At 50.5% G+C, this 22,210-nt stretch carries 19 protein-coding genes and 1 other RNA gene; 5 read left to right on the forward strand and 15 right to left on the reverse strand.

Annotated elements, in window-relative coordinates:
* Window positions 1-71 precede the first annotated feature (71 nt).
* Window positions 72-887 carry a helix-turn-helix domain-containing protein gene (locus tag B5E77_RS03165; RefSeq protein WP_087163952.1) on the forward strand — a complete coding sequence of 272 codons (816 nt, stop codon included), beginning with the start codon at window positions 72-74 and terminating at the stop codon, window positions 885-887.
* A gap of 126 nt (window positions 888-1,013) precedes the next feature.
* On the opposite strand, the gene B5E77_RS03170 is transcribed toward B5E77_RS03165, so the two are convergent.
* Entirely contained in the window at window positions 1,014-2,243 is a 1,230-nt protein-coding gene (locus tag B5E77_RS03170) for an MFS transporter (protein WP_087163953.1), read from the reverse strand.
* Window positions 2,244-2,427: 184 nt separating this feature from the next.
* On the opposite strand from B5E77_RS03170, the gene B5E77_RS03175 reads away from it, so the two are divergent.
* The gene (locus tag B5E77_RS03175; protein WP_087163954.1) at window positions 2,428-3,468 is read left to right on the forward strand and encodes an AraC family transcriptional regulator; all 1,041 of its coding nucleotides are present in this window, start codon (window positions 2,428-2,430) and stop codon (window positions 3,466-3,468) included.
* Here the strand turns inward: B5E77_RS03175 and B5E77_RS03180 are convergent.
* The 10 genes from B5E77_RS03180 to B5E77_RS03225 all read right to left on the reverse strand — a co-directional run bounded on the left by B5E77_RS03180 (window position 3,389) and on the right by B5E77_RS03225 (window position 13,269).
* A complete protein-coding gene (locus tag B5E77_RS03180; RefSeq protein ID WP_242963575.1) occupies window positions 3,389-4,258 on the reverse strand; it encodes a YihY/virulence factor BrkB family protein in 870 nt (289 codons plus the stop codon). The two genes, B5E77_RS03175 and B5E77_RS03180, sit on opposite strands and share 80 nt — an antisense overlap.
* A 28-nt stretch (window positions 4,259-4,286) precedes the next feature.
* Window positions 4,287-5,891, reverse strand: a complete 1,605-nt coding sequence (locus B5E77_RS03185; protein ID WP_087163955.1) for a SpoIID/LytB domain-containing protein — start codon at window positions 5,889-5,891, stop codon at window positions 4,287-4,289.
* Window positions 5,892-6,021: 130 nt separating this feature from the next.
* Window positions 6,022-6,201: non-coding RNA, 6S RNA (gene ssrS, locus B5E77_RS03190), on the reverse strand.
* A gap of 106 nt (window positions 6,202-6,307) precedes the next feature.
* Window positions 6,308-7,423, reverse strand: a complete 1,116-nt coding sequence (glgD, locus tag B5E77_RS03195; protein WP_087163956.1) for a glucose-1-phosphate adenylyltransferase subunit GlgD — start codon at window positions 7,421-7,423, stop codon at window positions 6,308-6,310.
* A 2-nt stretch (window positions 7,424-7,425) separates the two neighbouring features.
* Window positions 7,426-8,568 (reverse strand): glucose-1-phosphate adenylyltransferase, encoded by a 1,143-nt coding sequence (locus B5E77_RS03200; protein WP_087163957.1) that lies wholly within the window; start codon window positions 8,566-8,568, stop codon window positions 7,426-7,428.
* Window positions 8,569-8,806: 238 nt separating this feature from the next.
* Entirely contained in the window at window positions 8,807-10,315 is a 1,509-nt protein-coding gene (locus B5E77_RS03205; protein WP_087163958.1) for an AMP-binding protein, read from the reverse strand.
* Window positions 10,316-10,322: 7 nt separating this feature from the next.
* Complete coding sequence (locus B5E77_RS03210) at window positions 10,323-10,556, reverse strand: acyl carrier protein (protein ID WP_087163959.1); 234 nt, start codon at window positions 10,554-10,556, stop codon at window positions 10,323-10,325.
* A gap of 16 nt (window positions 10,557-10,572) precedes the next feature.
* Entirely contained in the window at window positions 10,573-11,973 is a 1,401-nt protein-coding gene (locus tag B5E77_RS03215) for a condensation domain-containing protein (RefSeq protein ID WP_087164061.1), read from the reverse strand.
* The gene (locus tag B5E77_RS03220; RefSeq protein WP_087163960.1) at window positions 11,973-12,920 is read right to left on the reverse strand and encodes an alpha/beta hydrolase; all 948 of its coding nucleotides are present in this window, start codon (window positions 12,918-12,920) and stop codon (window positions 11,973-11,975) included. Before B5E77_RS03220 ends, B5E77_RS03215 begins: the two co-directional genes overlap by 1 nt.
* Window positions 12,921-12,936: 16 nt before the next feature.
* A complete protein-coding gene (locus B5E77_RS03225; RefSeq protein WP_087163961.1) occupies window positions 12,937-13,269 on the reverse strand; it encodes an SCP2 sterol-binding domain-containing protein in 333 nt (110 codons plus the stop codon).
* Between the two features lie 239 nt (window positions 13,270-13,508).
* Between B5E77_RS03225 and B5E77_RS03230 the strand changes: the two genes are divergently transcribed.
* A complete protein-coding gene (locus tag B5E77_RS03230) occupies window positions 13,509-14,117 on the forward strand; it encodes a TetR/AcrR family transcriptional regulator (protein ID WP_087163962.1) in 609 nt (202 codons plus the stop codon).
* Between the two features lie 82 nt (window positions 14,118-14,199).
* On the opposite strand, the gene B5E77_RS03235 is transcribed toward B5E77_RS03230, so the two are convergent.
* Complete coding sequence (locus tag B5E77_RS03235) at window positions 14,200-15,531, reverse strand: MATE family efflux transporter (RefSeq protein ID WP_087163963.1); 1,332 nt, start codon at window positions 15,529-15,531, stop codon at window positions 14,200-14,202.
* Window positions 15,532-15,695: 164 nt separating this feature from the next.
* Complete coding sequence (pckA, locus tag B5E77_RS03240) at window positions 15,696-17,300, reverse strand: phosphoenolpyruvate carboxykinase (ATP) (RefSeq protein ID WP_087163964.1); 1,605 nt, start codon at window positions 17,298-17,300, stop codon at window positions 15,696-15,698.
* 533 nt (window positions 17,301-17,833) lie between these two features.
* On the opposite strand from pckA, the gene B5E77_RS03245 reads away from it, so the two are divergent.
* Window positions 17,834-19,198, forward strand: coding sequence for a citrate/2-methylcitrate synthase (locus tag B5E77_RS03245; RefSeq protein ID WP_087163965.1), 1,365 nt, complete (start codon window positions 17,834-17,836; stop codon window positions 19,196-19,198).
* A gap of 100 nt (window positions 19,199-19,298) precedes the next feature.
* On the opposite strand, the gene B5E77_RS03250 is transcribed toward B5E77_RS03245, so the two are convergent.
* Window positions 19,299-19,649 carry a hypothetical protein gene (locus B5E77_RS03250; protein WP_087163966.1) on the reverse strand — a complete coding sequence of 117 codons (351 nt, stop codon included), beginning with the start codon at window positions 19,647-19,649 and terminating at the stop codon, window positions 19,299-19,301.
* Window positions 19,650-19,664: 15 nt separating this feature from the next.
* The gene (gene thrC, locus B5E77_RS03255; protein WP_087163967.1) at window positions 19,665-21,152 is read right to left on the reverse strand and encodes a threonine synthase; all 1,488 of its coding nucleotides are present in this window, start codon (window positions 21,150-21,152) and stop codon (window positions 19,665-19,667) included.
* A gap of 156 nt (window positions 21,153-21,308) precedes the next feature.
* Between thrC and B5E77_RS03260 the strand changes: the two genes are divergently transcribed.
* Window positions 21,309-22,193: an MBL fold metallo-hydrolase gene (locus B5E77_RS03260; RefSeq protein WP_087163968.1), complete on the forward strand. Its 885-nt coding sequence runs from the start codon at window positions 21,309-21,311 to the stop codon at window positions 22,191-22,193.
* Window positions 22,194-22,210: the final 17 nt, after the last annotated feature.

Here is a 22,210-nt window from a genome sequence, read left to right on the forward strand (position 1 = left end):
CAGCTGCAACCGTATTTTGGTAGCCATCCGGCGCAAAAACAGATAAACTGTCACAGAAGGAGGATACACATATGACCTTTGGAGAAAAAATTCAGAAACTTCGAAAGGAAGCCGGGCTGTCTCAGGAGGAGTTTGCTTACCAGTTAGGCGTCTCACGTCAGGCAGTCAGCAAATGGGAACGGGACAGCGGCTACCCGGAGACGGAGAAAATCATCCGCATGAGCAAAATGTTTCATGTCACTCTGGATTATCTGTTAAATGAGGGGGAAGAAGACCGCTCCAAGCCTTCGCCTGAGGAGCCAGGCTTCTATGTAAGCCTGGAAACAGCCCGAGGCTTTCTGGCCCACCAAAAAAGAAAGCTGCAAAAAACCGGCGCAGCTGCCGGCCTGTTTATTGGCAGCCTGGCCTTTTCCTTTTCAAATCAAAACAGTAATCTGGGAGTCCTGGTTTTTATGCTGCTGTTTATTACTGAAATCATTCTTCTTTTCTCCATCCTTCTGGCCGGCAATCCCTACCGCCGTCTCTGGAGAGAACCGCTTCTATTTGACAAGACTGTAAAGGAAAAGCTGACCACTCTCTATGAGGAACGCAGAAAAAAGGCTGTTGCCCTTGATCTGCTCGGCATCGCTCTGATTGCCCTGGGCTTTCTGTTTTTCCCGCTCCTCATTCCCGCAGAGCTTTCCACTCCGGATGACCTTGTTCTGGCCTTCGGAATGCTCCTTGCGGGAGCCGGAGCTGACAGCGTTCGCAGCTGCGCTGACCCAGGATGCAGAAGACTGGAGGCTGAAAGAGCTTCCGCCAAATGGAAAGCAAATCGGAGGCTTTACTCTTTTACAGGAAAAGGCCATAAAATTCGGAGAAACACAGACAGATGGAAAGCTGTATGAATTCTGCCAGCTTACCCTGTATGAGGATTCCCGTATCAGCCTTGAGATCGCCGGAATAACTGCATTCTTTGAAATACCGGAAAAGACAGCTGCATATCTGAAAGAATATTTCTAATCTGCCTGCTTTTACATTTCCGTCCGCGGCACCTCTGCCTTTCTGCCCCGCTTTTTCCCTAACAGCAGCGGCAATATCAGGCAGCCCGCCAGCATCAGAGCCGGAAAAATCACAGCTGCCAGAATGCCGGAGGAAAGGCTTCCCTGAGCCAGGGAGGAAATCATTCCCACAAAAGTAGGCCCCAGGGAGCAGCCCACATCTCCGCCCAGCGCCAGCAGGGCAAAAAGCAGAGTCCCGCCTCTGGCAATGGTCCGCGAGGCAATGCTGAAGCCGCCTGGCCAGAGGATGCCTACAGAAAATCCGCACACGCCGCAGCCCAGCAGGCTTAAGAACGGCCACGGAGAAAGGGAAATGATCAGATAGCTTACGATACACAGGGCCGCGCTTGCTCTCATGCAGGTGTCAAGCTTCAGACGGTCTCCGTATTTTCCGTAAAGGGCCCTGGAGGTTCCCATCAGAATGGCAAAGAGCATCGGTCCGCAGAGATCGCCCATGCTTTTTGACACCTGGAGGCCTGATTCCGCAAATGTGGAAGCCCACTGGCTCACCGCCTGCTCGCTGGCTCCAGCGCAAATCATCAGAAGAAGCAGCCAGAAAATACGGTTCTTCAAAAGCTCCTTCAAAGACAATCCCCTTTCTCCCTCACCCAGCAGTGAATAGATCGGAACCCGCATAAACAAAATGGAATTGGCAGCCGGCACCACGGCCCAGAGCAGCGCGAGAATTCTCCAGTTCTCAGTTCCAAACAGCAGAAAGTAAACCGTAGAGAACAGGACTACCGCCACATGGCCCCAGCAGTAGAAGGAGTGAAGCAGGCTCATGGCCGCCTCCTTGTTGTCTGCAGGACAAGCCTCTACGATTGGACTTACCAGCACCTCAATCAGGCCGCCTCCAACCGCATAGAGCATAACGGAAATCAAAAGCCCGGCGAACGGATCCGGAAGAATACTCGGAAGCACTGACAAAAGGGCCAGTCCGGCCGCGGAACAGATATGTGCAGCCACCACAGATGCCCGGTAGCCTATCCTGTCGATAAGCCGCGCGCTCAGTGCGTCTATCAACAGCTGAATACAGAAATTAAAGGTAATCAAAAGTGTAATCTGCTGCAGGGGGATCCCATACACAGACTGAAAGGTGAGGAAAAGCAGCGGGGCAAAATTATTTACGATAGCCTGAACAATATAGGCTGTAAAGCATGCCCGAATGGTATGGCTGTACGATAAGCTGTATTTCTGTATCATGGATCATCCTCCTACAGTTCTTCATAAAAATTGCTTTTTCAAGCTGTATCGTAGTATATTCCCAAACTTTCTTTAAATCAATGGATTTTCTTCCAAAAATATAGTACTATATTCTCAAAGTCAAAAAGCAGAGAGCCGTACAGGGCTCTTTTGAGGACAGTACCGGCAGGAAGGAGGAAGGCTGATGAACACTTCAAGCATATCGATAGGAGATAATTTTCAGGAGCTGACTGTTCACGGAAAAAGAGAATTTCCCATTCAGTATTATGTCGATGACTTTTTCCGTTTTCCCGGTTGCCGCTTTCCGCTCCACTGGCACGCGGAAGCCGAGCTTCTGCTCATCTGCGGCGGCCCCGTACAGGCGCAGATCGGGCGTATGGAATTTCTGCTGGACGAAGGAGACGGCATCTTTGTAAACAGCAACGTGCTCCACAGCTTCTCACAGCTCTATGAAAGGGACCGCTGCCGATGTCCCAATATTCTGTTTTCCGGTGAACTCATCGCTCCCGCAGATCATCTGATTTACCGGAAATATATCGGACCGCTTTTATCATCCCGCCAGCTTCCCTGCATAGTCCTGAAGCCCGCTGTTCTCTGGCAGAAGCAGCTTCTCTCCCACCTTGACCACATCTTTTCTCTTCTGCAGAAATATGGTTCTGAACCTGAACACGGCCCGCTTCCATTCCTGCCCTTTGAACACGCGGAGGAGGACAGCCCCTGCTTTGAAATGCAGGTACAGAATGAGCTGAACCATATCTGGCAGCTCCTGTTTTCCCATGCGGGAGAGCTTTCCTCCGTAAAGCCGGAAAAAGAGGAGGCTGTCCTGCAGATTCGGATGCAGAAAATGCTCGCCTTTATCCGCAGCAGCTATGCCACCTCCATCACTTTGAACGACATCGCCGCCTCTGCAGGCATCAGCAAAAGTGAGGCTTCCCGGTGCTTCCAGTCCTATCTGCACCAGCCGCCAGTCGGCTATCTGCAGAATTACCGTCTGGAAAGGGCAAAACAGCTGCTTTCCTCCTCCCCGGACACGGTAGAGGAGATCAGCCGAAAATGCGGCTTTCAGTCCTCCGGCTATTTCTGCCGCGTGTTCCGGAAGCATACCGGCCTGTCCCCCAATCAGTACCGGAGGCACAGCCGGCAGCTCAGGATTCCTTCTTCTGCTCCCGCAGCATCTGCCGGTAATAAGCAACCCGGCGGAACTGATCTTCGAAGTAAGAATTGATTTCGGCACCCAGCAAAATAATATACATACAGAAATAAAGCCAGAGCATAACAAGCACAATCGTTGTCAGGCTTCCGTACATATTGGAAATCCCCGGCGAATATTCCACATAGATAGAAAAACCGATAGAAAAAAGATACCAGCACACAGAGGAAAACAGAGCCCCTGGCGCCTGGCTGAGCAGACGGGCACGGCGGTTTGGCACAAAACGGTACAAAAGCATAAACACAACAGTAAGAAAGCAGACACCCACGATGCCCTTCAGGCGTACTATCATCCCCGTGACCACTGCCAGAAAAGGCATATGCTCCACCGCTGCCTCATGGATGGAATTTCCGAAAACCAGCACCACGAGCGAAAGGATAATGGCGATCACAAAGACCACTGTATAAAGCGCTGACCGCAGACGGAGAATGATATAATTCCTCCGTTCCTCCACATTGTAGATCGTGTTCATACCCCGCATCAGGGCCAGAAAGCCTTTTCCGGCAGACCAGGCTGCCACAATCGCGGAAACCGAGACAGTCACGGCCGTCTTGCTGTATACCTCATTGATCAGGCTTAAGATAAAGCTGTCCATGCTGGCAGGGAAAATCGCCCGGGCCGCTTCGTACACATCCGCAGGCGTAATCGAGGTATACCGTATCAGCGTCACCAGCAGGATGATAAACGGAAAAAATGAGAGCATAATAAAGTAAGCGGTCTGCGCCGCATATGCTCCCACATGGTCATCACGCATGGCCCCCAGAAAACCGGACACCATTTTTACTGCCTTCTTCAGAAATTTCATACTGCTCTCCCTCTTCTGAATGTATATCTTACCATAAATCCGTGATTGCCGTCAATTCCGCTCCTGTATAATAAAAACCTAAAATTTTCTCAAAGCTCATTCCCTGCTTTGCCATAGTATTCGCCCCATTCTGGCTCAAGCCCACACCATGGCCATAGCCGCCGCCTTCAAAGCGCCAGCCAGCCAGCTCCCCTTCGCTTCCAAATACCGGAGTAATCACCACGCAGGCACTCGGCAGCAGCGAGGCTCCTGCTGTAAGCGTTCCGTCGCTTCGGACGACATTGCAGCCCTGCAGATTCAGAAGCGCGCGCACATTATATTCTGTCAATACCTGTATCGTATTTTCGCTTCCACGAATCTGAAGCCTCACAATCGCTCCGCCTTCATTTCTCTCCAGCACCTCGATTCCCTGAATCCTTCCAATACTCTCTATTTCTTTGCTCACAAATGCGCCGTTTTCCTCTGTAAGAACCGCTTCCGGATTCGCCTCATACCGGCTTTTCAGCGCCGCGTTGACATTATCCGTAAGCGTATCCAGATCTGTTTCCGCCTCCCAGCGGTACCAGCTGATACCGGCGTCATAGCAGCCTTCATTTTCCTCCTCCAGAAATTCCTCAAACGCCTCTTCTTCACTCAGATCCACAGCTTCTCCCGCTGCGTCTACTGTTTTCGCGCAAAGATACGGCGTAAGCGAAGCGTCTCCCTCCCACCAGATTTCCTCGTTTCCAGTGGCTCCGCAGGAGGTAGAAAAATAATAAGCCGTAATGGGAAGCCCGCCGCTTGTCAAAATCATTCCCGAGGTCGCATCTACAGCCTGGCTGGTACTTTCCGCCGCTCCGGTATTATTGTATACCTGGTAAATGACACTGTCATCCACGTGCGCTTCACAGGCAGGGAAGTCAAAGGACTGAAGCTGCTTGCAGGCATAGGTCCTCGCGCAGACTGCCTGGGCCTTCAATGCCTCCATACTGTACCCGGAAGGCATCTCACTGGGAACGACATATTTCAGATAGGTTTCAAAGGGCAGATCGTTGACCAGATAAAAGCCCTCCTGTACAGGCCAGATCTCCAGCACTCCCTCATAGACAGGGATCCCGCTGTTCCTCACCACCGACTCTACGGCGATTCCTGCGCCGTCTCCTTCAGCAGTTTTCACAACCATCCTCTCCGGCATAGCTGCCATCGGCTCTCCATTCAGAAACAGCGTATCCTCCTCCCTCGTAAAGGCAAGAAAATTCCCACTTTCTATCGTCTCCCCATTTTCCCCATCATATACCGTGAGGTCCTGTCCTGAGCCAGAGGACAGCTGAATTTCCCCATGGATCTCTCCCTCATAATGATCTGTTCTCAACAGCACCCGGATATTTCCGTTGTATTCCAGAGGCTGAACCTCCGGTTCCTCCGTTTCTTCTGCCATTTCCGGTTCTTCCTCCTGCGCATCTTCCATGGGAGTCTCCTCCTCTGTCTGCCGCCCCTCCCGCTGTCCCTCCTGTGCTGTTTCCGGAGCCTGCATTCCCTTTTTTTCATAAAAAAGAAGCGTTCCAAGAATCAGAACGCCTATCATCAGAAGATACAGCTTGGTCCTTCTGATCTCCCTGCTTTTATCCCTGTGATAATCTCTCCAATGATCCACCGTTATCTGCCCACCTTATCCGGCGGCTAAAAGCCGCTTTATTCCATGCCATTTTATTTATATGAAGGGCACGTCCGGGACAGAACCGGCGCACGAAAAAAAGCAGCCGCAAGCGGCTGCTTTTATCTGCAGTATACCCAAAATGCCGTCTCCGCGATTTTGACGCCTAGCCAAAGCTAGGTGGGTGACCTCAACAGCCCTTCTGCCTTCCACTGCAAAACGGAGGCCTGGCATCCAGACTGAGATATTGGAATCCCATAAACGTAAATGTAGGTTCAAAATAGCGGTTTGACGCACACCCCAGGAATTACTCCCTGGTGTTATTATACTCCGGTTCTCCTGATTTGACAACCAGAAAAAAATTACACCTGCTTTCGCAGAATACAGGCAAAGCCCGTAACGAGAGGGACAGGGATTTATACGGTGTCGTTTCGCTTTACATAACCGGGCGTATCCGGCTCTGCAATCAGCTCCTTCATTTTCGTGACCTTTGCATTCTTGTCCACCACCTGGCCCTCAATATGTACGCCCTCACCGATCAGCACGTTCGTGAGCAGCACGCAGTTCTTCACTACGGCGCCAGGCTTAATCACACAGTCACGGCCTACCACAGAGTTTTCTACCGTTCCTCCTATGGTACATCCGTTTGCAAGGAAGGATTTTCTGACTATGGCGGTATCAAAATACTGAGTCGGACAGGAATCGCTGGTACGTGTATAGATAGGCCAGGATGTATCAAACAGATTCTGCGCTGTCTTCAGATCCAGCAGGGCCATATTGCCGTCATAGTAGCTCTTGAAATCTGTGATCGGGGCAAAGAAGCCTCTGTGGGCCACACCGCGGATGTCCAGATCATGGCATTTGTCATTGATGATCATGCGCAGCGTGTACATGGACGAGGTCTTCTTAGCCTCTCTGAGAAGCTCCACAAACAGCTCCTTCTTCATTACATAGGTATCCATGAAGATGTTGCGGTTCTTTACCTTTCCATTGTTCCGCTCAAAGGAATCCACACCCTTCTGGCGGTTCAGGTTCACACAGTAGCAGCTCTGATAGTTCTCCTTCGCGTCGTCCACGGAATGATAGAGGACTGTGATATCCGCCTCCGACTCGATATGCGTCTTCAGAAGCGCGTCAAAGTCCTGACGGTATACCATATATCCGGGAGCAATGACCACATGGGTATTTGAGGTATTCTCAATATGCTCCAGGTTTGCAAGATAAGCCTTTACATCTGTATTGTAATAATCATTTTCCTCCTGGGAATCCGTAAACATCATCTTTACATATCCGCTCTTGGAGTTGATATTGAAATGCCGCCCGGTACCAATATGGCCTACCAGGGACTGCGGTCTTCTCCGGATATACACCTGAATCCGGTCAATGTCGCTGTTTGACATATTGGAAATCGGAAAGTCAATCACGCGGTATCTGCCAAGGAAGGAGAATGCGGCGATTGAACGGTAATCTTCCAGGCCATCTACCCAGATATGACTTTCTGAAAAACTGATAATTCCTAATGCTCTTGCCATAATCATTCTACCCCTTTTACATTTTTCGCAACCAGTTCAATGTGCTCGCTGTCCGCGCTGCCAACCACTGCCTGGCTTCCTATCTTCACATTATCCGCCACGATGACGCGATTCAGCACCGCTCCCGGCTCCACGACCGCTCCCGGCATCAGGACACTGTCATACACCTTCGCACCTGCGCCTATTCTGGCACTGGTAAACAGGACGGAATTTTTCACCTCGCCCTCTACAACACAGCCCTGGGTGATGTAAGCATTTTTCACATCTGCATCCTCAGAGATATACTGCGGGAAGGTAGGGATGTCCTCTGTATAGATCTTCCAGGTACGGTCATCCAAATCGAGGCCGCTCTTCTGATCCAGCAGATCCATATTCGCCTCCCAAAGGGAATCGATGGTTCCCACATCCTTCCAGTAGCCTTTAAATTTGTAGGCAAAGAGTCTCTTCCCGTCATTGAGCATCTGCGGAATGATATCCTTTCCGAAATCATGGCTGGATTCCTCATTCTTCATATCCGCCACCAGCATTCTGCGCAGGAGCTTCCAGTTGAAAATATAGATACCCATAGAAGCAAGATTGCTCTTCGGATGCTCCGGTTTTTCCTCAAATTCCACAATCTGTCCGGTCTCCGTATCCGTATTCATAATACCGAAACGACTGGCCTCCTTAATCGGAACCTCAATGACCGCGATGGTTGCGTCCGCATTGTTGTCTTTGTGGTACTTCAGCATCTTCGCATAATTCATCTTGTAGATGTGGTCTCCGGACAAAATCAGAATGTACTCCGGATCATAGCTGTCCACAAAATCGATATTCTGGGAAATCGCATCTGCTGTCCCGCGGTATATATTCAGATTCGCGTCTGCCTTCTCACGGGGCGGCAGGACAAATACGCCGCTGTCACGGGCATCCAGGCCCCAGCTGCCGCCTCCCGCCACATAGCTGTTCAGGAGAACGGATTCATACTGAGTCAGAACGCCGACCACATCGATTCCGCTGTTTGCACAGTTGCTGAGCGGAAAATCGATAATCTTGTACTTTCCGCCGTACGCCACCGCCGGTTTTGCGACCTTATTGGTAAGTTCGTGCAGACGGGAACCGCGCCCGCCGGCCAGAATCATTGCCAACATGTTATTTTGTTTCATGATAAAGGCCCTCTCTTTCATTTAAATACGCTATTATTATACAATTTTATGAAAAAGAATGCAATTTCTCCTTTGTAAATTTTATGTTTTGCACAAATATAACTGTAAAAACTTCTAATTTAGGGCATTTTTTGTGTATTTTTACTAAATCTACATTTTGTTCCGAAAAATCTTACCGCAGGAACAGGGCCGGCATGCTGGAAAAACCTTTTTCCGGTATGCCGGCCCTTCATTTTTTCTAATATCTCTTTATTTTTCTGGAAGTATTCTTCTCAAACTCCGTCTCGCGCACCTTCAGGCTGTATACCCTCTTATATACCGGCGCTCCCTGGTTGTACTCGTCCAGGATCTGCTGCAGAGCCGCCCGGATATCCCGGATATGCTTCTTTTTCGCATAGTCGTAATCCGGAAAAATCTCTGCCTCGATGACGCCCTCCTGCTCACGTACCAGGATCTCCTGCACCAGCCGGTTTTCCCCAATCTTATTCTCCAGCTCCTCCGGAGACACGTTTTCGCCGTTCTTCGTAATGATCAGGTTCTTTTTCCGGCCGGTCAGATAGACGAAGCCCTCCTCGTCCGCATATCCCAGATCACCGGTTTTCAGCCAGCCATCCTCCAGGGCTTCCGCCGTCTCCTCCGGCATCTTATAATAGCCCAGCATCACGCTGCTTCCGCGCACCCAGAGCTCCTCGTCCACCGTTTTTGCCTCGCAGTTGGGCAGCAGCTGCCCGACTGATTCTTTCCGGATATTCCAGCTTACCGTCGTGCTGATGACCGGGGAACACTCCGTCATTCCATAGCCCTGCAGAATCGTGATCCCATACCGGTTAAACAGATCAATCATCGCAGGAGGAAGATAAGCGCCTCCGCTGCAGATAGTATGGAACTGCTTTCCAAAAATCTGCCGCTTCACCAGGCTGTCCGGAAGCCCGGACACCTCCTCCAGCTTCTTTGCCATAGTCTCAATCATCAGAGGCACCATCAGAATCATATTCGGCTGGAACAGCTTGATATTTTTGGCCACGCGGAGCAGGGAATCGTTGATGCAGATGACAGAGCCCAGCGATATGCCTTTCAGAATATCCATGCTCAGGCAGTACGCGTGATGAATCGGCAGCACCGACAAAATCACTGTCCGGGGAGGAATCTTCATATCCAGGCAGGTGGCGTTCTCCGCCAGATTGCGCTGGGTCAGCATGACTCCCTTGCTTTTCCCCGTAGTGCCTGAGGTAAACAGAATCGTGCAGAGCTTATCCGGATCCGGCTCATAGGCGCAGGGCCCCTCATGCTCCCGGAGCAGCTGCCAGAAGGACAGGGCCTCTTCGCCGCTCTCCTCCTTCTGCATGGAAATCAGATGCCTCAGCTTCGGACAACGCTCTCTTACGGCCTCTCCCACATCCTTCCGGATTTCGTCCAGAACCAGCACCGAAGCGTCTGCCCGGTCCACAAGCTCACAGAGCTCATCCGCTGGCAGAGAGGCATCCAGGGGAACCGCCACGCTTCCACAGTTCACGATTCCGAAGTAGGCAGCCAGCCAGGAATAGGAGGTGGCTCCGATCACCGCCACATGGCTTCCCTGCTCTCCCAAAGCCTCCAGTACGCAGGAGAAGCTCTCACTGTCCTTCTTCAGCTGTGTGTAGGATTTGGATTCTATTTTATTTTTGCCAATCTTATAGCGGACCGCATCCTCCGGCCCGTACTGCCTTTCTGTATTTACCAGTATCTGGCGGATTGTTGAACACAGCATTTCTCTCTTACTCCTCCGCCTTCAGCTTTTCCAGATAATCCGCAGCCTCCTGTACCGTACGGATATCTGCCGCTTCCTTCTGGTCAATCTCCACGTCCAGCTCGTCCTCCAGTTCTCCGAGCATACTCATAAAGTCAAAGGACGTAAACCCCAGATCCTCCATAAAACGCGATTCCGGATGGATATTTTCCGGCTCCACCTCCACGTAATTGCAGATAAGCCTTACTAACAGTTCAAACATGTTCTTCCCTCCTATTTTATACCAGTTTGATGATTTCGCCAATGCTCAGCTCCGGGTTCTCCGTTCCCTTAAACATGATCCTGCACAGATAATAATAAAGGTACTCCAGCTGTTCTCTGGACACGGCCTTTACCTGATGCTCAAAGCTGAAGTCCAGGCCATTGTCCTCCGGGCGGTGCATAACCGTCAGATACATAGCCTGTGTCGTAGCGCCATTGGGATACCACTTTGTCTTGTACTGAATATCACCCAGCTGCTCAAGCCCCTTCTCCTTCAGCGTCAGCGGCTGATAGGTCAGAGACATGGGCTCGTAGGTCTGCCCCTGGGGATTCGGATACAGCCTGCTGCGGTATCCAAAATAGGCTACCGGATCATAATTTGCATGGCGGAAATATTCGTTCTGCAGATCCCGGATCCTATATACTCCCTCCAGGAAGGTATGATCCGGAGATATGACCGTGCGGAACGGGAAGGAGTGAATCCTGGTTCCGCCGGATTTCTTTTCCTTCAGAGTCGCCCTTCTGGCGATAGCTGTATTGATGGATACGTCATCATTTCCATTCATCTTCTGGAAATAGGTCCTAAGCCCCATCAACAGCAGCGCAGCCAGGGATACATGGTATTTCTCGCAGAAATTCATCAGCCTCTCCGTAGGCTCAGCCTCCAGGTGGAAGATGTCCAGCGCAGAATCTACAGAATCAGATACATTAATGGCTGCTCTCGCCTTCGGATTCCCGCTGCGCTTCCGCTCGGCCTCCAGCGTTCCGGGACCATCGATGCCGTTGTAGATCGGCTCTGAGGCTTCAATCAGCCTCTGGAAATACTCTGCGTCTCTTGCCTGGGCCCTGCTGCCGGCCTCATAGGCCAAATCCTTCTGCACCTGCTCAATATAGGAGGCCATTTCCTTTGGATAAGGCACTCCCTCGTATTTTGCATTGCAGTAAAGCTCTATTATATCCTTCAGGAAGCAGATCAGGGACTGGGCGTCCATCGTCATATGATCGACCAGAAGATACACTCCCTGAAAACCGTCCGGAGTCTTGATCATCACAATGCGGTTCATAGGCGAATCGTCACGCTTAAACGGTACTCTCGTCCATTCCGTCATAACCTGCTCCGCCTCTTCCATGGTTTTCCCTGTGAAGTCCACAAATTCAATATCCCGCTCTTCCTTTTCCACTACATACTGATAATACGTTCCCTCTTTGTCATGAGCAAACCTCAGCCGCATGGAATCGCAGCGCTCATAGGCCTTGTAAATCGCCCTCTTCAGTTCTTCAAAATCCAGATCCACCCCGATAGTCAGACTGGTTCCGATATTCAGCACCTCTTTCTTCGGGCAGAAGTTCTGATAAAAGAAATGGAATTTCTGCGCGGCAGTCAGTGGGTACACCGGGTATCCTTTTCTTGTCCTCATCATTTTAGAATTCCTCCGATAAATTCGTCCAGAGCGCGCTCATAGGCCTCCGGCGCTTTATAATAGCTCTCCGCATGGGCGGCGCCTTCGATAATCAGTTTCCTTTTCGGCGAAGCACAGCTTTCATAGATCTCCTCACACATGCTGCAGGGAACGAAGCTGTCCGCGCTTCCGTGAATCAGAAGAACCGGAACCTTTGCTTTGCGCACCTCCCTGGCTGCATTGCAGTCATCCAGCCCATAGCCTGCCTTTCTACGGTTTACAGCGCTTGCGATCTGAATCATAGGAAAGGCCGGAAGATGGTACATGGAATGGAGCACATGAGTAAACACCTCCTTCGGTGAGGTAAACCCGCAGTCTGATACAATTCCCTTCACCTGAGGCGGCAGAGAAAGGCCGCTGGCCATCAGCACCGTAGCTCCGCCCATAGATGTCCCGTGAAGCAGAAGCTCCACATCCTCCCCGCACCTGTCAATGATCCACTGAATCCATCCCATTAAATCATACCGGTCCAGGCATCCAAAGCCCACATACTCTCCTTCGCTTTTGCCATGAGCCCTGGCATCCGGAAGCAGCATCGCAAAGCCATGCTTCAGATAATAATCCGAAAGCCCTATGTAGTCGCTCATGCCCTGGCTGGTATAGCCATGCAGGCAGACAGCCACCCGTTTGCTGCCGCCGTTTGGGAAATATGTGGCATGAAGACGAAGGCCGTCTTTGGATGTGTTCCAAAGCTCCTCCTGAGGCTGAGCCATCATAGATTCCCTGCGTCTCTGCATGAGCTCTCCATATCTGCTCCAGTCTGTTCCCGACATCTTCATGGTACGCTCCACACTCAGGCGGTTCCTCTTCATGGTTCTCCGGTAAAAATAGGCGGAGCCTCCTGCTTCCGATACCGCCAGAAGCCCCAGCAGAACAGCCGCTCCCTTTACCAGCTTCTTTTTCATATCCCCGGTTCCTCTCCTATTTTCTTTTCTTATCAATCAATTCCTTAAAGCGCAGAGCCTTGTCTATGTTTCCTTCTACCTTTAATTTCATCAGGCCGACTGCCGCGATAGGATCCAGCTTTCCCTCCGCAATCTTCATAAAGGTATCGGCGCTTCCGGTAAACATTGCGTCCCTGTCAAAATACTCGTAGGGCTCCACATACAGCTTTCCATCCTTTACCTCCACATAAAAGATCCCTTCCGCTTCCCCTGTGATATTAAACTGGTAAGCCAGATGCTCGTGAATATCGCTCACGTCCGCTTCCATAAAACGGCTCTTAATCTCTGCGAAAAAATCCGCATACCTCATCTTTCTTTTCCTCGCTTTATGATTTTTTATTTTCGACCGCTGGTCGACTTATTTACACGAATACAATATCATCTTTTCGACCGGCGGTCAATTCACCCTTTCTCCAAAAAAACCGTATTTTTACATTATTTTCTGGTTATTTTCCCGGTTGTAGAGTCATTCCTGCCGTGTTATACTGAATACTTGTAATACATAAAGAAGCTGCAGAAAAACCAGAGAATACGGAAGAGGTGAATCACTTGCAGAATCAGACAAAACAAACCCAAATCCTGGATGCGCTCCAGACTCTTCTGAAAACCAAGCATATACAGAATATTTCTGTCAGTGAAATTGCCCAGACTGCCGGAATCGGAAAAGGAAGCATCTACTATTACTTTCCTTCCAAGGATTCCATTGTGGACGCGCTGGTAGAACGGAATTACGAAGCTCCGCTTAAGACTGCCAAAAAACTGGCCATGCAGACCGATATCTCCCCCTTTACCCGCATGGCTCTGATTTTTCAGGCCTGCAGGAATTCCTCCTCAGCCTTCCGCACCCGGAAGGATTCCGAGCTCTCCGACGCCAGGGAGGACGCCTTCATCCGTCAGAAATACATGCGGCATCTGATTTCTGAGATGAAGCCTGTGCTGACCGAGATCATCCGCCAAGGTATCCGTGAGGGACAGATTCACTTCGAACATCCCGCTGCGCTGGCGGAAATTGTATTGATCGTACTGACTGTAAAGCTGGATAATTCCCTGGCTCCTTCCGAGCCTCAGGAGACGGAGGAAACCATCCGGGGATTGATTTCCCTTCTGGAAAAGGGGACAGAAAATCCAGCTGGATCCCTGAATTTTCTGATGACATGAAAAGGACCTGGCATCCGGCTCATACTCTCATATAAAAAGGGCTCCTGCCCGGCTGAAAAAGCCGGCAGAAGCCCTTTTTCTTCTATATTTTTCCTGTTCCTTTACTGTAAATCAGAAGAGAAGCAAGGGCAGTAAGCCATTCTGTTATCCAAAACGCATGCCAGACTCCTTCTGCCCCCAGAAACCGGCTTAAGAGAAAGGCTGCCGGTACCATGACGATCAGGTAGCGCAGCAGGGAAATCAGGAGGGAAGGAAAGCCCTTTCCCAGCCCCTCCAGCGCGCCGCCCGCGGTAATTGACACAGAGGATACCAGAAATCCCAGGCTGATAATACGCAGCGCCTGCTCTCCCATCTGGATCGTCTCTGCATTTGCCGTAAACAATGCAAACAGCCGCTCCGGAAGCAGCATGCAGATAACCGTTCCAAATACCATGATGACCGCCGACATGGAAAGGGCTGTCCGGAAAATCTTCTTGACCCTCTGATATTCCCCCGCCCCGTAATTATAGCCCATCAAGGGACGGATTCCCTGCACAATGCCGTTCGCAGTCAGATAAAGGAAGGTCTGCAGCTTATAATATACGCCCAGCACCAGTACATAGGCATCGGAAAAAGCAGCAAGAATTCCATTCAGCGCCGATATCAGAAGGGACGGCAGCGCAAGATTCAAAGCAGCCGGTATGCCTACTGCATACAGCTTCCCGCTGACTTCATTTCTAAACGTCATAGACTGAAAGCAAATCTTCACGGGAAGCCCTCCCCGCAGATAAACAACAAGGTAAATCGCCAAGGTTACGGCCTGCCCGATCCCTGTCGCAAGCGCCGCTCCCTCGATTCCCATTTCCGGCGCCGGACCCAGGCCAAAGATCAGCACCGGATCCAGGACGATATTCGTGATACAGCCTGCCAGTACACTCACCATTGCGACCTTCATCTGCCCTGCTGCCTGAAAAATTTTCTCAAATGTCATGCCAAAGGCAATGATCACCGAGAACAGAAAGGCGATCCGGGAGTAGCGGACTGCATAATCAATAATTACCTTGTCTGACGAGAAAAGACGCAGAAACGAAGGCATCACTGCGATGCACACAGCTGTAAGGAGCACCCCGTGTACTCCATTCCAGAAGGCTCCCAGCGACGCGGCCTGATCTGCCTTTTCCTGATCCTGCGCTCCAAGATAAAAGGCGATCATGGCATTGATTCCGATACCAAAGCCAATCGTCACTGCATTAATAAAATTCTGAACCGGATAAACCAGTGACAGGGCTGTCATGGCGTCCTCATTGATCTTTGCCACAAAATAGCTGTCCACAATATTGTAAAGTGAGCTGACCAGCATGGACAAAACCATAGGAAGCGACATAGACAGCACCAGCCCGAATATCGGTTTTTCTTTCATGAAGGTTTCGTTCATAAAATGCTCCTTTGTGTGGGCGGGATTCCAAATCTTCCGCATGCCTCATTGCCAATACGCAAAAAAATAACCACACAGCTGCGAATCGCAGCTGTGTGGCGAAAAGCGGAATTACTCCGGAAAAATCCACGCCCCTTCGGGTTTTAGGAATTCTCAGTATCCTCTTAAATCTGTGGGCCGGCAGCTACCAGAGCCTTTCCAGCCTCGTTGCTCTCATACTTCGCAAAGTTCTTGATGAAGCGTCCAGCCAGATCCTTTGCCTTTGCATCCCACTCGGAAGCATCAGCATAGGTATCGCGCGGATCCAGGATATCAGGATCTACGCCCGGAAGCTCAGTCGGAATCTCTACGTTGAAGTACGGCAGCGTCTTAGTCGGAGCGTTCAGGATAGAGCCATCCAGAATCGCGTCGATGATTCCACGGGTATCCTTGATGGAGATACGCTTTCCGGTTCCGTTCCATCCGGTATTTACCAGGTAAGCCTTAGCTCCGCTCTCCTTCATTCTCTTAACAAGCTCCTCTGCATACTTGGTCGGATGCAGCTCCAGGAATGCCTGGCCAAAGCAAGCGGAGAAGGTCGGTGTCGGCTCTGTGATTCCACGCTCGGTTCCTGCAAGCTTTGCTGTGAAACCGGACAGGAAGTAGTACTCGGTCTGCTCCGGTGTCAGAACAGATACCGGCGGAAGTACGCCGAATGCATCGGCGGACAGGAAGATTACATTCTTCGCTGCCGGAGCTGCGGATACCGGACGAACAATCTTCTCGATGTGGTCGATCGGGTAAGATACACGGGTATTCTCGGTTACGCTCTTATCAGCGAAATCGATCTTTCCGTTCTCATCCAGAGTAACGTTCTCCAGAAGAGCGTTTCTCTTGATAGCATTGTAGATATCCGGCTCAGACTCCTTGTCCAGGTTGATAACCTTTGCGTAGCAGCCGCCCTCGAAGTTGAATACTCCGTTGTCATCCCAGCCATGCTCGTCATCGCCGATCAGCAGACGCTTCGGGTCTGTAGACAGCGTAGTCTTTCCTGTTCCGGAAAGTCCGAAGAAGATGGCGGTATTCTCGCCGTTCATATCTGTGTTTGCAGAGCAGTGCATGGAAGCGATGCCCTTCAGCGGCAGATAGTAGTTCATCATGGAGAACATACCCTTCTTCATCTCTCCGCCGTACCAGGTGTTCAGGATAACCTGCTCGCGGCTTGTGATATTGAATACAACTGCGGTCTCAGAATTGAAGCCCAGCTCCTTGTAGTTCTCTACCTTTGCCTTGGAAGCGTTGTAAACAACGAAATCCGGCTCAAAGCTCTCCAGCTCCTCAGCGGTCGGCTGGATGAACATATTGGTAACGAAGTGTGCCTGCCAAGCTACCTCCATGATGAAACGGATAGCCATGCGGGTGTCCTTGTTCGCTCCGCAGAAAGCGTCTACCACATACAGCTTCTTATCAGAAAGCTCCTTCAGAGCAATCTCCTTTGCTGCAACCCAGGCTTCCTGGCTTGCCGGATGGTTGTCATTCTTATACTCGTCAGAAGTCCACCATACAGTGTCCTTGGAATTCTCATCCATTACAATGAATTTGTCTTTCGGTGAACGTCCTGTGTAGATACCAGTCATCACGTTCACTGCGCCGAGCTCGCTGACCTGTCCCTTCTCATAGCCTTCCAGACCGGGCTTTGTCTCTTCCTCAAACAACTGCTCGTAAGAGGGATTGCGTACAATCTCTGTGGTTCCGGTGATGCCATACTTGGTTAAATCAATCTTTGCCATGTTTCACTTGACCTCTTTCTTTCTATAGTATAAATTTGCATCAGGCCAGTGGCCCGTTTTTGCCTCGCCCTATATTATCCCATCTTGTGAAAAAAAAGTCAAGCCGGGAAATGTTAAAAAAATAAAAACAAATCTTATCCAAACTATACAAAGAGACGAGAAACTCTCCTGCCGCGCCCTGCGCTTCCATCCCCCTGTTCTCCCTCCTCTTTTTGCTTAAAATGTAGCCAAATTATTAAATAACTGTAAATTTTTCTTTTTTATATTCTTATTCCTGCAATTTTATGGTATAATGCCATTAGACATTATACCGTGCCGCATGGCATCCCCCGGAGGACATGGTATAATCGCAGTCCATTCAGAAGCCGCTGAAACGGCCATCTCAGCGCCAGGTCCGTGACATCACTTCTGCTTAAGCGGGTCTCTCACCTCACGCCTGAGCGCAGATATACCCCGGCAAATTCTTTTTCAGAAATCCCCTGAAAAAATGAATTTATACTATTATTTATAGAAAGCGAAAGGAGTTTTTGCCTATGCAGATGAATTCATATTCTGAGATTACACCTGAAATTTTAGATCTCGCCCAAATGAGCGAGAGGGCCAGCCAAATCAATGCCGACCTGTACCAGAAATACGACGTAAAGCGTGGTCTGCGCGACATCAACGGCAAGGGAGTCCTGGCCGGACTGACTGAGATCGGTGAGGTTCAGGCTTATAAAACAGTGGATGGGAAGGAGGTTCCCTGCGAAGGTAAGCTCTACTACCGCGGACACGATATTGAGGAGCTGGTGAAAGGCTTCGTATCGGAAAAGCGTTTCGGTTTCGAGGAAATCACCTATCTTCTTCTCTTTGGCGAGCTGCCGAATGGAAAAGAGCTTTCTGACTTCTGTGAGCTTCTGGGCTCCTACCGCACTCTTCCAACCCATTTTGTGCGCGATATTATTATGAAAGCGCCCAGCAAGGATATGATGAACACCCTGGCCCGCAGCGTTCTGACCCTCTACTCCTATGATGACAAGGGCGACGATATTTCCATTCCAAATGTACTGCGTCAGTCCCTGCAGCTGATTGCCCTGTTTCCGATGCTCTCCGTCTATGGCTATCAGGCCTACAGCCATTATCATGACGGAAAGAGCCTCTACATCCATCAGCCCCAGGCAGAGCTCTCCACAGCGGAAAATATCCTCTACACCCTGCGGCCTGACAGCTCCTATTCTGATTTTGAGGCAAAGGTTCTGGATATCGCCCTCGTACTCCATATGGAACACGGCGGCGGAAACAACTCCTCCTTCACAACTCATGTAGTATCCTCCTCCGGCACAGACACCTATTCTTCGGTGGCCGCTTCCCTGGGATCCTTAAAGGGACCAAGGCATGGTGGCGCCAACATCAAGGTTGTACGCATGTTCGAGGATATGAAGCAGAATGTAAAGGACTGGACCAGCGAAGAGGAGGTCGGCAGCTATCTGAAGGCTCTGCTTCACAAGGAAGCCTTCGACCGTGCCGGACTGATCTACGGTATGGGACACGCTGTATATTCTCTGTCCGACCCACGTGCAAATATTTTCAAGTCCTTTGTAGAGCGCCTGTCCAAAGAAAAGGGGCGTGAAGAGGAATTTCAGCTTTATTCCATGGTAGAGCGCCTGGCTCCGAAGATCATCGGCGAAGAGCGTCAGATTTACAAGGGCGTCAGCGCAAATGTAGACTTCTACAGCGGCTTCGTGTACAGCATGCTGGATCTGCCGCTGGAGCTTTACACACCGATCTTCGCCATGGCCCGTATCGTCGGCTGGAGCGCGCACCGTATCGAGGAGCTGGCAAATAACGGAAAGATCATTCGTCCTGCATACAAGAGTGTTGCGGAAAAACAGGAGTATGTAAAGCTGTCCGAGCGGTAGGCTTGGCTTGCACGGAAATCCTCTCTTTTCACACATGGATACGATAAAAGGGTATTCCCAAAGTGGATTTGCACTTTGAGGATACCCTCTTTTTTGTCACTTACCAGAATCTCTCGATTCCTTTGCGGGTTGCATACGCAAACCAGATCAGCACCGCCAGAAACAGTACCATAATCACGATATATACCGGCAGCGGCATCGCATACACGTGAGTGTTGATAAGGCCGGCCGCTCCGTACAGGATCGCTGCAATGCCAAAAATCAGCATCTTGGGAGCGATAAAAGCCTTATAGCCTTCCAGATCCTTGCATTTCTTGATGTTTACGTCCTTGCTCATCAAAATCGAGGTCTTGATTTCTCCCTTTGTTTTCATCATAACCCATGCGTACAGAACGTAGATGCCTGCACCCACAAAAACAATATCCAAAATACCAAAAATACTGCTGTCCATCGTATCCGCCTTTCTTTATATTCCCAAAAATGCCTTGACTGCCTCTTTCATCTCCGAGATCTCCACTACCGTATCGTGAAGCACCGGAGCCGTACGAATCTCCTCTACCGCCCGCGGGATCTCCGTGCCCGAAAGAGCGGAAAGCTCATCTGCCAGCTGAAAGTCATCCTTTCCGTCGCAATTCTGTCCTATAGCCCTCATCACGCTGCCTGTAAATTTATAAGGGCTCGCCGTAGAGGCAATCACGGCCTTTGCCTTGTCGCCGGTATCTGCCTTGTACTTTTCGTACACACAGGAAGCCACAGCCGTGTGAGGATCGATCACATAGCCGGTCCTGTCATACAGGCTCTGAATCGTCTGGGCTGTCTCCTGCTCTGTGGCAAAATTGCCGTAGAAATCACCGAGCTTTTCCCGCATGGCAGGCGTAATTTCATAGACTCCCTTTTCCGCCAGATTTTTCATGAAGGCCGCATCTGCCCTGTCGTCTTCCCCGGCGATCCGGTAAATCAGTCTCTCCAGATTACTGGAAATCAGGATGTCCATGGACGGTGAGCTTGTCAGAATGAAATCCCGGTTTCTGTCATAGCTTCCTGTCTGAAAGAAATCAAAAAGAACCTTATTTTCATTGGAAGCACAGATAAGCCGGCCCACAGGAAGCCCCATCTGCTTCGCATAATAAGCGGCAAGGATATTTCCAAAGTTTCCGGTGGGAACTACGATATTGATTTTCTCGTTTTTCTCTATTTCGCCAGCCGCATAAAGCTTCGCATAGGCATACACATAGTAGACAATCTGCGGAACAAGGCGTCCGATATTGATGGAATTTGCGGAAGAAAACTGGAAGCCCGCCTGCGCCATCTCACGCTCCAGCTCCTGATCGCCGAAAATAGCCTTCACGCCGCTCTGGGCGTCGTCGAAGTTGCCGCGGATCCCGATAACCTTTACGTTGTCTCCTTTCTGGGTCACCATCTGCTTTTCCTGAATCGGACTTACTCCGTTTTTCGGATAAAAAACCACAATGCGTGTCCCAGGCACATCAGCAAACCCGGCAAGCGCCGCTTTTCCCGTATCTCCTGAGGTCGCCGTCAGAATCACGATCTCATTTTTCACCTGGTTTTTTCTGGCGGAAACCGTCATCAGATGCGGCAGAATCGAAAGCGCCATATCCTTAAAGGCGATAGTCGCTCCATGGAAAAGCTCCAGATAATAAGCGCCCCCTGCTTTCACAAGCGGGGCTATCTCCGGCAAATCAAATTTCTCGTCATAGGCCTTTTCGATGCAGCCCTTCAGCTCCTCTTCCGTAAAATCAGTCAGAAACCGGCTCATCACTGCGTAGGCCGTCTCCTGATAGCTCATCTGCGCCAGCTCATCCAGGCTCACATCCAGCTCTGGTATCGTGTTTGGCACAAACAGACCGCCGTCTGCGGACAGTCCCTTCAGGATTGCCTGGGAAGCCGTCACCTGTACGCCGGAATCTCTTGTACTCCTGTATAACAAATCCATGAATTTCGTCCCCTTTTTCTAAAAATATGTATCAGGCTTTCCGGGCTATTATAGCATATTTCCTTCCGGTTCGTCCACAGGTTTTCACAGCAGCCTCTTCGTGCTATACTGGATACAGAAAAATGATACGCCCGGATTGCGAAAGGAGCTGCTTGCATGGAACTGAAAATCACGACACTGATAGAAAACCAGCCGGATGACAAAGGGGAACTGGCCTTTGAACATGGACTTTCCCTTTTTATTGAGTTTGCCGGAAAACGGCTCCTCTTTGACACCGGCCAGACAGGTGCTTTTGCAGACAACGCCCGAAAGCTTGGCATTGATCTTTCCAGGCTGGACGCCGTTATTCTAAGCCATGGGCATTATGACCACAGCGGAGGGCTGGCCAGGCTTCTGCCTCTTTTGGCGCCCGGCACGCCGCTTTATGTAGGAGAAGGCTTTTTCCGCCCCAAATACAAACGCATAAATCTGAACATTTCCAAAGACTGCACAATTCCCGGGGATCTGAAAAAGCCCGGAGGCAGCTTCCAGTACAATGGAAACCCGTTTCCCCGGGAAATTCTTGCTCCCTACCAGGTCGCCTTAAGGCAGCTTGGTACCGATACGACCTGGCTTACTCCGAAAATCGTAATCTTCAAAGGCTTTGAGAAAAGCTGTCCCTTTGAACAGCCAAATCCACGGTTTTATACAGAATACGGCTCCGGCCTTCAGCCGGATGCCTTTGACGATGAGATCGCCCTGGGGCTTTTGACCGGAAAGGGACTGGTCTTCCTCTCAGGCTGCGCCCATCCCGGCATCCTCAATATGCTGCACACAGCCGCCGCCAGATCCGGCGCTCCTCTTTACGCTGTAATCGGAGGCACCCACCTTGTGGAAGCAGGCGAAGCCCGGCTTCAGAAAACGGCTGCCGGGTTCCGGAAGCTGGGGCTTTCCCAGATCGCAGTCTCCCACTGTACCGGAGCGGAGGGAGAAAGCCTGCTTCAAAATACTTTTCCCTCTCAGTTTATCCGGAATAACACCGGACATATCTGCGTGCTGTAAAAAGACCGGAAAGCAGA

The organism is Lachnoclostridium sp. An131 (assembly GCF_002160825.1).
Lineage (GTDB): Bacteria > Bacillota > Clostridia > Lachnospirales > Lachnospiraceae > Laedolimicola.